Annotated in this window: 11 protein-coding genes and 1 tRNA gene; 5 read left to right on the forward strand and 7 right to left on the reverse strand. The window is 64.7% G+C overall.

Features of this window, described 5'->3' with window-relative positions; translation table 11 throughout:
• The first annotated feature begins 28 nt into the window (after positions 1-28).
• Both G570_RS10760 and G570_RS10765 read left to right on the forward strand, forming a co-directional pair.
• Positions 29-829, forward strand: coding sequence for a sulfite exporter TauE/SafE family protein (locus G570_RS10760; protein WP_281169514.1), 801 nt, complete (start codon positions 29-31; stop codon positions 827-829).
• A gap of 60 nt (positions 830-889) precedes the next feature.
• A complete protein-coding gene (locus G570_RS10765) occupies positions 890-1,807 on the forward strand; it encodes a hydrogen peroxide-inducible genes activator (protein ID WP_037502190.1) in 918 nt (305 codons plus the stop codon).
• A gap of 31 nt (positions 1,808-1,838) precedes the next feature.
• Here the strand turns inward: G570_RS10765 and katG are convergent, their stop codons facing one another.
• Positions 1,839-4,037, reverse strand: coding sequence for a catalase/peroxidase HPI (gene katG, locus G570_RS10770; RefSeq protein ID WP_037502193.1), 2,199 nt, complete (start codon positions 4,035-4,037; stop codon positions 1,839-1,841).
• A 107-nt stretch (positions 4,038-4,144) separates the two neighbouring features.
• Positions 4,145-4,714 carry a CDP-diacylglycerol--glycerol-3-phosphate 3-phosphatidyltransferase gene (gene pgsA, locus G570_RS10775; protein ID WP_037502197.1) on the reverse strand — a complete coding sequence of 190 codons (570 nt, stop codon included), beginning with the start codon at positions 4,712-4,714 and terminating at the stop codon, positions 4,145-4,147.
• 96 nt (positions 4,715-4,810) lie between these two features.
• Here pgsA and G570_RS10780 point away from each other — a divergent pair, with 96 nt between their 5' ends.
• Complete coding sequence (locus G570_RS10780) at positions 4,811-6,106, forward strand: MFS transporter (RefSeq protein WP_037502200.1); 1,296 nt, start codon at positions 4,811-4,813, stop codon at positions 6,104-6,106.
• 13 nt (positions 6,107-6,119) lie between these two features.
• Here G570_RS10780 and G570_RS13780 read toward each other — a convergent pair whose 3' ends face one another.
• From G570_RS13780 to rpsA, 5 genes are all read right to left on the reverse strand, one after another.
• Positions 6,120-6,290 carry a hypothetical protein gene (locus G570_RS13780; RefSeq protein WP_156930427.1) on the reverse strand — a complete coding sequence of 57 codons (171 nt, stop codon included), beginning with the start codon at positions 6,288-6,290 and terminating at the stop codon, positions 6,120-6,122.
• 108 nt (positions 6,291-6,398) lie between these two features.
• Entirely contained in the window at positions 6,399-7,973 is a 1,575-nt protein-coding gene (locus tag G570_RS10785) for a putative bifunctional diguanylate cyclase/phosphodiesterase (RefSeq protein ID WP_051504308.1), read from the reverse strand.
• 107 nt (positions 7,974-8,080) lie between these two features.
• Positions 8,081-8,166: transfer RNA gene (locus G570_RS10790), tRNA-Leu, on the reverse strand.
• A gap of 31 nt (positions 8,167-8,197) precedes the next feature.
• Positions 8,198-8,488 (reverse strand): integration host factor subunit beta, encoded by a 291-nt coding sequence (locus G570_RS10795; protein WP_037502203.1) that lies wholly within the window; start codon positions 8,486-8,488, stop codon positions 8,198-8,200.
• A 154-nt stretch (positions 8,489-8,642) separates the two neighbouring features.
• Positions 8,643-10,358, reverse strand: coding sequence for a 30S ribosomal protein S1 (gene rpsA / locus G570_RS10800; protein ID WP_037504115.1), 1,716 nt, complete (start codon positions 10,356-10,358; stop codon positions 8,643-8,645).
• 321 nt (positions 10,359-10,679) lie between these two features.
• On the opposite strand from rpsA, the gene G570_RS10805 reads away from it, so the two are divergent.
• Positions 10,680-12,068, forward strand: coding sequence for an RNB domain-containing ribonuclease (locus G570_RS10805; protein ID WP_037502204.1), 1,389 nt, complete (start codon positions 10,680-10,682; stop codon positions 12,066-12,068).
• Between the two features lie 72 nt (positions 12,069-12,140).
• Positions 12,141-14,279, forward strand: coding sequence for a PA5441 family protein (locus G570_RS10810; RefSeq protein ID WP_156930428.1), 2,139 nt, complete (start codon positions 12,141-12,143; stop codon positions 14,277-14,279).
• Positions 14,280-14,282 lie beyond the last annotated feature (3 nt).

Consider the following 14,282-nt stretch of genomic DNA (forward strand, 5'->3'; position numbering starts at 1 on the left):
CTTGGGCACAAGCCGCCTGACTGGGCAGTTGGGGGGCGAGGCCATTTTCGCGGGATATAATCCTCTTTATTCGGTGGCAGGCCTGCTGGTCGGCATGCTGGTCGGCATGACGGGCGTGGGCGGCGGGTCGCTGATGACCCCGCTGCTGGTGCTGCTGTTCGGGTTCCACCCCGCGACCGCCGTCGGCACCGACCTGCTCTATGCGTCGGTGACCAAGACGGTCGGCACGGCCATCCACCATCCGAAAAAGACGGTCGACTGGCGGGTGGTCGGCCTGCTGGCCAGCGGAAGTGTTCCGGCCGCCATCATCACCTTGTTCGTCATGTCGCGCGTCGGCACACTCGAAGAACATGCGGTGGGCGTGCTCAGCCTGTTGCTGGGCATCATGCTGCTGCTGACCGGTATCGCCATCCTGTTCCAGCGGCGCATCGTGACGACGATGCAGCACGAGACCGAGCATGTGTCGAGCCGCAACGTTACGCGCCTGACGGTCGTGCTGGGCGCCGCGCTCGGCATCCTGGTGTCGCTGACATCGGTCGGCGCGGGTGCGCTCGGCACGACGGCGCTGCTGATCCTTTATCCTCGCTATCCGGTGGCGCGCATTGCTGGCAGCGACATTGCCCATGCCGTGCCGCTGACGCTGATCGCGGGCATCGGTCACTGGATGTACGGGGCGGTCGATTTCAGCCTGATGGGTTCGCTGCTGGTCGGCTCGATTCCGGGCATCATCATCGGCAGCCTGCTGGCGACCAAGGTGTCGGATCGCGTTCTTCGCCCGGTGCTGGCCGTCACCTTGCTGATCGTCGGCGCCCGGCTGGTCATGCCCTGACGCCATCTGGCGTTGATTGCTTGAAGCGATTAAGGTCAATCCGACTAATCGGATGAGACGATGATCGTACACCTGCCCACCCTGAAGCAGCTCCAATACCTCGTCGCGCTTCGCAAGCACGGCCACTTCGGCAAGGCCGCCAATGCCTGCTTCGTCACCCAATCGACCCTGTCGGCGGGGATCCGGGAGTTGGAGACGCTGCTCGGCGTCACCTTGGTCGAGCGCACGCGCCGGGTTACCCGCTTCACGCCGCTTGGACAGAAAATCGCCGACAAGGGCGAACGCATCCTGCGCGAGGCGGAGGAATTGGCCGACATGGCAAGGGCCGAAGGCAAGCCGCTGACCGGCGACCTTCGCATGGGCGTCATCCCGACGATCGCCCCGTTTGTGCTGCCGACGATGCTGCCGCGCCTGCGCGACGAATATCCGCGCCTGCGCCTGTTTCTGCGCGAAGAGACCAGCCAGGCGGCCTGCGAGGCACTGCATCGCGGGCAGCTGGACTGCGTCCTGCTCGCCCTTCCGTTCGCCTGCGGCGATGTGGACCATGCCGACCTGTTCGACGACGACCTGCTGGTGGCTTACCCGAGCGGCGAAGCCCCGCCTTCCGCGGTCACGGCGGCGGAAATCGACGAGGGACGGCTGCTGCTGCTCGAAGACGGGCACTGTCTGAAAGATCACGCCTTGTCGGCCTGCAACCGGCCCGACCTTCGCGCCCGCGCGCAGATGATGGGAACGTCGCTGCATACGTTGGTGCAGATGGTCAGCAACGGGCTGGGCGTCACCTTCGTGCCCCAGATGGCGGTCGACGCCGGCCTTCTCGACGGCACCAAGGTCGAGGCGCGTCGGCTGGAAGAGCCACGCGGGTCGCGCCGGATCGTGCTGGCGTGGCGCAAATCAAGTCCGCGCGAGGACGAGTTCAGAATGCTTGCGGCGTCGCTCAAGGCTGCGCCGCCGGTTCAGGCCGCCGCTTCCCGCTAGGAGGAGAAGCGGCGGCCCATCGGGGGGCTGGTTAAGCCTGGATGCCCTTGCCGAGGTCGAAACGGTCGGCGTTCATGACCTTGGTCCAGGCCTTGACGAAGTCCTTTACGAACTTCTCTTCATGACCGCGTTCGGCATAGACTTCGGCGACCGCGCGCAGTTCGCTGTTCGACCCGAACACAAGGTCGGCCCGCGTAGCGCGCCACGTCTCGCCGCCGCCCTTGCGGTCGGTGGCGACATATTCTTCGTCGTCGCTGCCATCGACCGCCTTCCAGACATTGGTCATGTCGAGCAGGTTGACGAAGAAGTCGTTGGTCAACTGGCCCGACCGCTTGGTGAAGTGGCCGTGGCCGCGTTCGCCATGGTTGGCGCCAAGCACGCGCAGGCCGCCGATCAGCACCGTCATTTCCGGTACGCTAAGGCCAAGCAGCGAGGCCCGGTCGAGCATCAGCTCTTCGGTCTTCACGCTCAGCTTCTTGGGCAGGTAGTTGCGGAAGGCGTCGGCCTGCGGCTCCATCCATTCGAAGCTTTCGACGTCGGTCTGTTCCTGCGACGCGTCCCCGCGACCGCCGACGAACGGCACCGCGATATTGTAGCCCGCGTCCTTGATCGCCCTTTCAAGGCCGACCACGCCGCCGAGGACGATCGTATCCGCCATCGACAGGTTGCCGCGCAGGCCATCGAGCGTGTCGAGCACCTTGGCCAGCGCTGCCGGCTCGTTGACGTCCCAATCCTTCTGCGGCGCAAGGCGGATACGCGCGCCGTTGGCGCCGCCACGGTGGTCGGACTTGCGATAGGTCGACGCCGACGCCCATGCCGTCTTGACCAGCTGGCTGACGGTCAGGCCGCTGTTCGCGATCTTCTCCTTCACCGCCGCGACGTCGGCATCCGACGGCTTGGTGCCGGCCGGGATCGGATCCTGCCAGATGAGGTCTTCGGCCGGGACTTCCGGGCCGAGGTAACGGATCTTCGGACCCATGTCGCGGTGGGTCAGCTTGAACCATGCGCGGGCGAAGGCGTCCTTGAACGCTTCATGGTCGTTGCGGAACTTCTCGCTGATCGCGCGGAATTCCGGGTCCACCTTCAACGCCATGTCCGCGGTCGTCATCATCGTCGGGACCTTCTTCGACGGGTCCCAGGCCGCGGGGGCCATATCTTCTTCTTTCTGGTTGATCGGCTGCCACTGCTGCGCACCGGCGGGCGACCGAACAAGCTCATAATCATAATCGAGCAGGAGGCGGAAATAGTTGGCGCTCCATTCGGTCGGGGTATTCACCCAAGACCCTTCGATGCCGCTGGTGACGGTATGTTCGCCGATCCCGCCGCTCTCGTGGGTCGAAACCCAGCCGAAGCCCTGCGCGGCAAGATCGCCACCGGCCGGCGCAGCGCCGAGCAGCGACGCATCGCCATTGCCATGCGCCTTGCCGAAGGTGTGCCCGCCCGCCGTCAGCGCAACGGTTTCTTCCGAATTCATCGCCATGCGTTCGAAGGTCGCGCGCATGTCGCGGGCCGACTGCAGCGGATCGGGGTTGCCGCCCGGCCCTTCCGGGTTGACGTAGATCAGGCCCATCTGGATCGCGGCGAGTGGGCCTTCGAGCGCTTCCATGCCCTTGTCGAGGTCGATGCGGGTCTGGACGCCTTCGTTGACCCACTTGTCCTCGCTGCCCCAGTAGATGTCGCGCTCGGGCTCGAACACGTCGGCGCGGCCGCCGCCGAAGCCGAACACCGGACCGCCCATGCTTTCGATCGCGACGTTGCCGGCCAGGATGAACAGGTCGGCCCAGCTGATCTTGTTGCCGTACTTCTGCTTGATCGGCCACAGCAGGCGACGGGCCTTGTCGAGGTTCCCGTTGTCCGGCCAGCTATCGAGCGGCGCGAAGCGCTGCTGACCGCTGTTTGCACCGCCGCGTCCATCAGCGGTGCGATAGGTACCGGCCGCGTGCCACGCCATGCGGATGAAGAAGGGACCATAATGACCATAGTCGGCCGGCCACCAGGGCTGGCTGTCGGTCATGAGCGCCGTCAGGTCGGCCTTCAGCGCATCATAATCGAGCGACTTGAACGCTTCCGCATAGTCGAAATCGTCGCCCATCGGGTTGCTCGAACCGTTGGGATTGAGGATTTCGGTCGCCAGCATGTCCGGCCACCAATCGCGGTTGGTGCGGCCTAGCAAGCTGCGGGCGGCGCCGTGCATCGGGCATTTGCCCATATCGCCAGTCTTTGCGTCCATGAGTCGTCGATCCTTCCTGAGGGGGTTTCACAACGACGCTAGGCTGGTCTGCTGATTGACGGAAACGACTAAACTTGGTCAGGCTGAACGAGAAAAGCGATTAACGCTCAGTCCATATGCTTGAGGCCGATCCGCAGGTAGTCGTAGCCCGTGATCAGCGTCAGCGCCGCGGCGGCCCACAGGCTGACGAGGCCGGTGACATGAACCCAGTGCTGCGCGGGCAGCGCGCCGCCCAGGATCAGTGCCCCCAGTGCGGTCAACTGGAAGGTCGTCTTCCATTTGGCGAGCTTGCTGACCGGCACGGAGACATTCAACGGTCCCAGGAATTCGCGCAGGCCCGACACGATGATTTCGCGCAGCAGGATGACCAGCGCGGGAATGATGCTGAAGTCCTGCAGGATCGGCGGTTCGCCGTTGGCCTTGCGCGAGGCCATCAGCATCACGATGACCGCCGCTACCATGATCTTGTCGGCGATGGGATCGAGGAATTGCCCCAGCCGCGAGATCTGCCCCTGCGCACGCGCCAGATAACCGTCGAAATAGTCTGTAATCCCGACGACGCAGTACAGCACATAGGTGACGGCATAATCGACCGGGGTCGGCTTCCACAGCAGGAAGACAAGGATCGGCACCGCCAGGATTCGCGACAGGGTCAGCAGGTTGGGCAGCGTCAGCATCTTGCGCCAACCGCTATTGCATTGGTGTTCGCTTCGCCAGTCCCATATTTGACGGCTTGCGGGGACTGTCCCAGCCGCTATTCAGGTCCAGCAATCATGCAGGACAGCGCCCACCTTTTACGCACCCGGCGGTTCCTGCCGCTGTTCGTGACCCAGTTTCTGGGGGCCTTCAACGACAATCTGTTCCGCACGTCGATGGTGATGCTGGTCATCTACGGCATCTATCGCGACGCGACCCAAGAAGCGACCTTCAGCGCAATTGCAGGCGGGCTGTTCATCCTGCCCTTCTTCCTGCTGTCGGCGCTTTCGGGTCAGCTGGCGGATTCGACCGACAAGGCGCGGATTGTCAGGATCGTGAAGAGCGCCGAAATCCTGATCATGCTGTTCGGCGCGGCGGGCCTGCTATGGCACAGTGTGCCCCTGCTGCTGCTCGCGCTGGCGGCAATGGGGGTCCATTCGACCTTCTTTGGCCCGATCAAATACGCCATCCTGCCCCAGCATCTCGACGGTGACGAAGTTCTGGCTGGGACCGGGCTGGTCGAAGCCGGGACCTATGTGGCCATCCTCGGCGGTACGATCGTCGGCGGCATCTTGGTGGTAGAGGACGCGGGCGGATTCCATGCCCAATATGCCGCGCTCGGCGTTCTGATCGTGTCGTTGCTCGGCCGGGTGGCCGGTCAATTCGTCCCGTCCGCACCGCCCGCCGGGGACGCGCCGCCGCTCAAGATGGACTGGCACATCCTTCGCGCGTCGATCAGCCTGGTCAATGCGACGCTGCACATCCCGCGGCTGTTCCTCGCGATCATTTCCATCAGCTTCTTCTGGGCGATGGGCGCCGTGCTGGCGGCGCAATTCCCGCCGCTGGTCAAAAACGCCATCGGCGCGGACCAGACCGTCGCCACCTTATTCCTCGGCACCTTCTCGATCGGCGTCGCAATCGGATCGGTGGCGGTCAACCGCTTGCTGAAGGGCAGCGTATCCGCGCGCTTTTCGCCCGCCAGCGCGTTGGCGATGGGACTGTTCGTGCTCGACCTGTTCCGCCGCGTGAAAGGATGGCCTGCGCCCGAAGCCGAACTGCGCGACCTCCATGCTTTCCTCGACATGCCCAATGCCTGGATGATTGTGCTCGACCTGCTCGGCGTGGCGATTGCCGGCGGGATGTTCGTGGTGCCACTCTATGCCTTCCTCACGACGACCGTCCCCAAGTCGGAAACGGCTCGCACGGTCGCGGCCAACAACATCGTCAATTCGGGCTTCATGGTCGCGGCGACGCTGGTGCTGACCGGGTCTCTCCAATTTGGCATCACCGTCGCCGATACGCTGCTGATCGTGGCGATCGCCAGCGTGATGAGCGCGTGGTTGGCGTGGAAACTCCACCTCGCCTGCGACTGAGGCTATCCGGGCCTTAAGCCAGGTAGATGGTCATGAACAGGAAGCCGCCGATGAAGGTGGTCACGAACAGGCGCGTGTCGTCGCCGATCTGCTTCACCTGCTCGATGGTACCCAGCACATAGCGGCGACCCCGGCCGAAAATCGGCCTGCGCAGCGACGGGAATGGGACCGGGTACGTCTTCATGGCTTATGCTTAATGCTGTTTTAACTTCTCCTACAACGGCCTTTTGCACGCAAACGATCCGCCCGTCCCATGGCGGGACAGGCGCGGTTGGACAGCGATGGGATTAGCCTAGCGGCGGCGTACGCGCTGCGGTTGCGGCGTCTCGGCCGGTCGTTCTGCCCGGGTCCTGAGCAGCTCGGTCGCCTGCTCGGCAGTCATCGGCTTGCCGAAGTACCAGCCCTGGCCGATCGCGCAGCCGTAACCGGCCAGCGCGGCGTGAGTGCGGGCATCGGCGATGCCTTCGACGATGACCGGCACCTTGAGCGCCTCGGCGAGGGTCGACACTGCCCGGACGATTGCCGCGCTTTCCGGCTGTTCGTCGAGCGTCGACACGAAACAGCGATCGATCTTGATGTAATCGAACGGCAAGGCCCTGAGATGCGACAGCGACGAGAAGCCGGTACCGAAATCGTCGAGCGCGAGACGCACGCCCTGGTTTTTGAGGCTGGTGACGATCGATCGGGCCAGTTCGAGATCGCTGAACAGTGAGCTTTCGGTAATTTCGACCACGAGGCGATCGGCGGGAAAGCCCGCCTCGGTCAAAAGTCGCACGATGCGCTGTGCCAGCCACCCGTCGCCGAGCTGACGCGGCGAGATGTTGACCGACAGCTGGATGGCCGGGTCCCACGATGCCGCCTGGCGCATTGCGGCGAGCATCACCTGTTCCGACAGGCGACCGATCAATCCATATTCCTCGGCGATGGGGATGAACACGTCTGGCCCGATCTGGCCACCCAGCGGATGCTGCCAGCGCGCCAGCACCTCGAACCCGACGATGCCGCCGGTCAGCAAGTCGACCTGCGGTTCGAAGTGCGGAACGAATTGCCCATGCTCGAGACCGTGACGGATCCCCTGCTCGAGCTCGCTGTGCGCGATCATTGCGCGCTCCATGCTGTCGTCGAACCAGATCGGCCGGACCGAACAGGTGGATCGGGCATGGTCGAGCGCAATGTCGGCGCGGCGAAGGTGATCGCGGACCTGGCCGAGGTCGGGGTCAGACCAGGTGATCCCGATGAACGCCCCAACCTGGATCATCTTGTCGTCCACAAGGATTGGGCGGGTAAGCGATCGCAGGATGCGTTCGGCACTGGACACGACGCTAGCGTCCTGGTCGCCATCGCAGGGCATGGCGATCGCGAATTCATCGCCGGACAGTCGTGCCACAATCGCTTCCGGCCCCGCACCTTCGACCAGCGTTTCGGCCATCGCGCGGATGACCTTGTCGCCAACGTCATAGCCATGGCGGTCGTTGACTGCCTTGAAGCGGTTGAGCTGGATCGACATCACCGCGAGGTGGCGACCGTCGCTGCGCGCACCCGCGCGCATCGCCTCGCCCTCGTCGGCAAAGCCCTTGCGGTTCAGAAGACCGGTCAGCGCATCGGTCGAGGCGATCAGTGCCGCCCGCGCCTCGCTGTCGCGGCGCATGCTCGCTTCGTGCAGCAGGTCGCCGTAGCGACGCCAGCCGAATAGGATCAGCGCGACGTTGAGCGTGAGCGCGGTCGCCGCAATCTTGGCTTCGGCGCCGAGCCGGCCGCCCGCCGAGGTGATGCGGATGAAGAAGTCGCTGCCGTTCCAGATCAGCATCGCCACCGCGGCGACGAGAATTGCGAGCACGAACCAGTCGGTTCGCGCCGCGCGGGGCACGGACTGGCTCCGTCGGCCAGAGAAGAAAGACGCTACAAACTTGCCCACCAGAAGCGGGCTAGTTCAAACTGCTTAATAAATTGCTGAAATCAGCCGCGTTTAATCTTTGGTGCGGACGGTGGGACTCGAACCCACACTCCCTTGCGGGAAGAAGATTTTAAGTCTCCAGCGTCTACCATTTCGCCACGTCCGCTTATTCGATCATGGCCGGGCCGTGTTTAGCCTCAGGCGTCGCCGCCCAGGTTTAACCGCTCGCGCATTTCCTTGCCCGGCTTGAAGTAGGGCACGCGCTTCGCATCCACGTCGACCGGCTCGCCAGTACGCGGGTTGCGACCGACGCGGGCGTCGCGCTGGCGGGTCGAAAAGGCGCCGAAACCGCGCAGCTCGACGCGGCCGCCCTTGGCCAGCTGGTCGGTGATGGAATCGAACAGGGCGCTCACGACATTTTCGACCTCGCGCTGGGTGAGATCGGGAAAGTCGTTGCACAGTTTTTGCACCAGTTCGGAACGGATCATCGAAGTCCCCGCGTGAATCAATTTGTTGGACGCCCCCCGGCGTATCGACGCTTGCCTATCAGCGACTTTCCCAAAGGAAAAGGGCGCAGATGCAAAACGCATCCACGCCCTTCGTTCCTGTGCCCCAAAGGACACTTAAGCCATTGGAAGCAATTTACTTCTTCTTGGCTTCCTTTTCCTTCAGCGCGGCGCCGAGGATGTCGCCGAGCGACGCACCCGAGTCCGAGCTGCCGTACTGGGCAACGGCCTGCTTCTCTTCGGCGATCTGCATCGCCTTGATCGAGAAGTTCGGCTTCTTCGACCGGTCGAAGCCGGTGACCATCGCGTCGAACTTCTGGCCGACCTGGAAGCGTTCCGGACGCTGTTCGTCGCGGTCGCGGCCAAGATCGGTGCGCTTGAGGAAGCCGGTTGCGCCGTCGTCGCCGACCTGCACTTCGAGGCCGCCGTCGCGGACTTCGAGGACGGTGACGGTGACGACATCGCCCTTGTTGACGCCCGCGCCGCCCGAGGCCGCAGCGGCCGAAACGCCACCGCGCTCAAGCTGCTTCATGCCAAGGCTGATGCGTTCCTTTTCGACGTCGACGTCGAGGACAACCGCCTTGACGGTTTCGCCCTTGTGATGAAGCGCCAGCGCCTCTTCACCCGACACGCCCCAGGCGATGTCCGACATGTGGACCATGCCGTCGACGTCGCCCGGAAGACCGATGAACAGGCCGAATTCGGTGGCGTTCTTGACTTCGCCTTCGACTTCGGTGCCGACCGGGTGCTTCTCGGCGAAGTCCGACCACGGGTTGGCCTGGGCCTGCTTGAGGCCCAGCGAAATGCGACGCTTTTCTTCGTCGACTTCGAGGATCTTGACTTCGACTTCCTGCGAAGTGCTGACGATCTTGCCCGGGTGGACGTTCTTCTTGGTCCAGCTCATTTCCGAAACGTGGACCAGGCCTTCGATGCCCGGTTCGAGTTCGACGAACGCACCATATTCGGTGATGTTCGTGACGCGGCCGGTGAAGGTGCCTTCGATCGGGTACTTGGCAGCGGCGCCTTCCCACGGATCCGATTCAAGCTGCTTCATCCCGAGCGAGATGCGCTGGGTGTCGCGGTTGATGCGGATGATCTGGACCTTCACGGTGTCGCCGATGGCGATCACTTCGCTCGGGTGGTTGACGCGCTTGTAGCTGATGTCGGTGACATGCAGCAGGCCGTCGATGCCGCCGAGGTCGACGAACGCACCGTAGTCGGTGATGTTCTTGACGACGCCGTCGATCACCTGGCCTTCTTCAAGGCTCTGGATCAGGCCCGAACGCTGTTCGGCGCGGGTTTCTTCGAGAATGGCGCGGCGCGACACGACGATGTTGCCGCGGCGACGGTCCATCTTCAGGATCTGGAACGGCTGGGCGATGTCCATCAGCGGCGCGACGTCGCGGACCGGGCGGATGTCGACCTGCGAACCGGGCAGGAAGGCCACGGCGCCGCCGAGGTCGACGGTGAAGCCGCCCTTGACGCGGCCGAAGATCACGCCGTCGACGCGGTTGCCGGCTTCGAATTCCTTTTCAAGATTGTCCCATGCGGCTTCGCGGCGAGCGCGGTCGCGGCTGAGCATGGCTTCGCCATTGGCGTTTTCGACGCGGTCGACATAGACTTCGACTTCGTCACCGACCTTGAGATCGGCCTTCTGGCCCGGCGCGGCGAATTCGCGCAGCGCGACGCGGCCTTCCGACTTCAGGCCGACGTCGATGACGGCGAGGTCGTTTTCGATGGCGGTGACGGTACCCTTGACCACGCGGCCTTCGAAGGCCTCGTTTTCACCACCAAGTTGTTCGTTGAGCATCGCCGCGAAATCGTCGCGGCTCGGAAATGCCGTAGTGGCCATGCAATAATGACTTTCAAAAATCGGGCAGGCCGCCAGCCGGACCACCATGGTCGGCTTACCATCTGGCGGGCTTGGAAAACCCATGTTCCGCCCCTCTGGCCCCATGCCGGAAAGGCATCCAACTGAAGGTCGACCAACGGCTGCCCCCATGCGAAAAGTGCGACATGGGCCCGGCCTTGCGGCCCAGGCCGAACATGCGCGCTCGCGTGGTTGCGGGCATCCGCGAGCGATAACCCCTCGCCGGACGGGCGCGCCTATAAGCCAAGGGGGCGCAAAGGGCAAGTTTGCCGCCTTCACGCCAAGCGGCTAGACACAGCTGCGATGAAGGCCCTGCGCGATCCCGACTGTATCCTGGAAGCCGGCCTGCGCGCGATCCGCGAGCAATATCGCCTTCCGACCGACTTTCCCGCCGATGCGCTGGCGGAGGCGAAGGCGGCGGCCGGCAAGGCGCCGACCGACCATCGCGACCTCACCGCCCTGCCCTTCGTCACCCTCGACCCGGCCAGCTCGATGGACCTCGACCAGGCCTTCGCGATCGAGACCGACGGTGCGGACATGGTGCTGCGCTACGCCATCGCCGACGTCGCCTGGTTCGTGGCCGATGGCGGGCCGATGGACCGCGAAGCTTGGGTGCGCGGTACCTCGCAATATCTGCCCGACGGCAAGGTCAGCCTTTATCCACCGATCCTCAGTGAAGGCGCGGCAAGCCTGCTGCCCGACCAGGACCGGCCGGCAGTGGTCTTCACCGTGCGCATCGCCCCCGACGGCAAGGTCAAGCTGGATGGCGTCGAACGCTGCGTCGTCCGCAGCCGGGCGAAGCTCGCCTATGACGGCGTCACCCCCAACCAATTGCCGCAAGGCTTCGACGAGATCGCACGCCGCATCGAAGCGGCCGAGGCGGCGCGCGGTGCGTCGCGGCTCGACCCGCCCGAGCAGGAGGTCGTCCGCGACAACGGCCATTACAAGCTCGAAATGCGGCCGCAAACCAAGGCGGAGCTTCAGAACGCAGCCCTCAGCCTCGCCACCAACATGGCCGTCGCGGACCTGCTGTACGCCCATCACACTGGGCTGTTCCGCACCATGGGCGGGCCCGGCGACTGGGCCATCCGCCGCCTGCGCCATACCGCCAAGGCGCTCGGCATCGATTGGCCGAAGAAGCGCGGGCTCGAAGAAATGGAAGCATCGCTCGACCAGCATGATCCCAGGCAGGCCGCACTGGTCCTTGCCATCCGCCGCTCCAGCCCCGGCGCACTGTACGAGCCCTTCAAGGAAGGCGTGAAGCCGTGGCACAGCGCGATGGCAGCGACCTACGTCCACGCAACCGCGCCGCTCCGACGCCTCGCCGACCGCTACGTCGTGATGGCTGCACTGGCCGTGGCCAATGGCGAACCCGTGCCGGAATCGGTCACCGCCGCCTTCGCCAAGCTGCCCGACGTAATGGCCAAGGCCGACGGGCTCGGCGGACAGATCGAACGAGCGGCGGTGGATCTCGCCGAGACGGTCGTGCTCGAGCCCATGACCGGCAAGACGTTCGACGCGGTGGTGACCGACATCGACGACCGGGGTGCACGGATCCAGCTATGCGGCGAACCCGTCGTCGCGCGGGTGAAGACCGACGGACTGGCGCCGGGCGACCGGATCGAAGTCCGGCTCGACGCTGCCGATCCGCAGACACGCCAGCTGGCTTTTTCGACCGTCGCGACGCGCTGAAATTTGGCCGTGACGCCGCCGCGTCGGCGGCATAATCTTGCCGGTATGACGGGGGACATTCGCGCGCGCCGCGTGGCGCTTTTCATGATGGCAGCCGGGGCACTGGCAGCGATCGCCATCGCCTGCGGCGGCGACTGGAGCTACGAGAGCAAGTGGGCGCCGCAGAACGGCATCGCCATGCTCAGCCCGTCGAACGATACCCGCAGCAACCTCATCCTGCTGATGGCCGACCGGTCGGGAACGGAGGTCGCACAGCCCGCCAAGATGACCGGCTGGATCCCCATCGAAATGTCATGGGATGCGTTCAAGGACCGACTGTTCCCGGCGCCGCCGGCCGAAAGCGATGCGACAGAGCAGGCGACCGGCGCGCAACCCTATGTGCCGGGTAGCGACTATGGCTCGTCGAGCAACTACGGACTCTGCTACGCCAGCCAACCCGCTACTGACCAGTTCGTCGATGCCGTGACGAAGGATCGGGCCGTTCCCGCTAGGGAAGCGACTATCCTTGTCGCTACCCGCAAATCCCTCGCGGCGGCCTGCGACAAGGCCAAGACCCTCTCCCTCGACCTTGGCGGTGTGACCTCCCCCGCCGGCCGTGGCTATGCGGCGTACCTTGAGGGCAGCCGCCTGTTCTACGCAGAGCAGTTCGACGAGGCCGCAGCGCACTTCGCTCGCGCCGCCGACGGAAAAGCCGGTTGGGCCAGCGAGACCGGGCGTTACATGATCTTCCGCAACGGCCTGCTCGCGGCGATCGACAAGAACCTCGATGAATATGGCAGCCTCGACGTCCCGCTGAACAAGGACCGGGCGGCGCTCGACGCTGCCGATGCAGCGCGGCTGGCCTATCTTCGGGTCTTTCCGAACGGACGCTACGCCGCGTCGGCGACCGGGCTTTCCCGCCGAGTTGCATGGCTGCGCGGCGACGAAGCGGCGATGAGTGGTGCCTATGCCGCCCTGCTCCGCGACAGCAGCCGGCGCGGCGCCCTTCCCAACCTCGACGTCATCACCGAAATCGACCGACGCCTGTTCCCGGCGAAAAGCGTTTCGCGCATGACCGATCCGGTCCTGCTTGCGGTTGCCGATCTCAAACGGCTGCGCGCGGCGGAATTCTGGGACACTGATCGGCAGGCTGTCGGTCCTTTGCTGACCCGCGCCGACCTCGAAAAGCAGCGGCCCGTGTTTGCGGCCGAGCCGGAGCTTTATTCCTACCTGCTCGCGGCCGAAGCCTTTTTCGGGCGCAACAAGCCGGCCGAGGTGCTGGCCCTCATTCCGGACTCGGCGCACCAGCAACGCTTCAGCTACCTGCAATTCAGCCGACAGATGCTTCGCGGCCTTGCACTGACGGCGGTCAAGGACCGCAACGCCCGCGTCTTCTGGGTCAGCCTGCTGCCCGGCGCCACTCAGCCCTACCAGCGCGGCGCAGTCGAGCTTGCCATCTACAAATTCGACCATGACGCGGGGGTCGCGGGTCGGCTGCTAGAAAGCGGCAGCCCGATCGCCCACCCGCTTCTGAGAAGCCGGATCATCGAAATCGACGCCAACGCCGCTGAGCTGCGCCGTCTGGTCAAGGACGGCAAGACCCGCGGCGAGCGGGAGATCGCGCTGTACATGCTGGTCGGAAACGACCTGCACTACGGCCAGTACCGCGATTTCCTCGCCGACCAGCTGCTGATTGCGCCCGCGCTCAAGAACCGCCCGGCAAAGCGCGGCGACATCAATTGGACGACCGAAAGCTACGACGCGCAATGGACGACCGAGATGGGTGAACCGCCGATCGAGGAGTTTGCCATCGATGCAGGTGCCACCAAGGGCTGCCCGACCCTGCGCACCACCGTCGGCGCGCTGGCGGCCAATCCCGGTGCCATCCGGCCTCTGCTCTGCCTCGCCGAATTCCGCCGCGGCGGGTACGACAGCTGGGACGAGCATTATGATCGCAACACCGGCAGCTATGTCGCCAACCGACGCTCCGGATATGCCGGCCAGCCGCTGACCCGCGCGCGCATTTACCAGCTGGTGATGGACAGCCCGGCGGCCAGCGACGACGACAAGGCCTTCGCGCTCAACCGGGCCATCCGCTGCTACGAGCCGAGCGGCAACAATGATTGCGGCGGCGACGTCGTCCCGAAGGCGACGCGCAAGGCGTGGTTCCAGCGGCTGAAGACCCGTTTCGGCAACAGCATCTGGGCCAAGGAGCTCAAATATTATTGGTAGGCT

The organism is Sphingomonas jaspsi DSM 18422 (genome assembly GCF_000585415.1).
Classification (GTDB): Bacteria; Pseudomonadota; Alphaproteobacteria; order Sphingomonadales; family Sphingomonadaceae; genus Sphingomicrobium; species Sphingomicrobium jaspsi.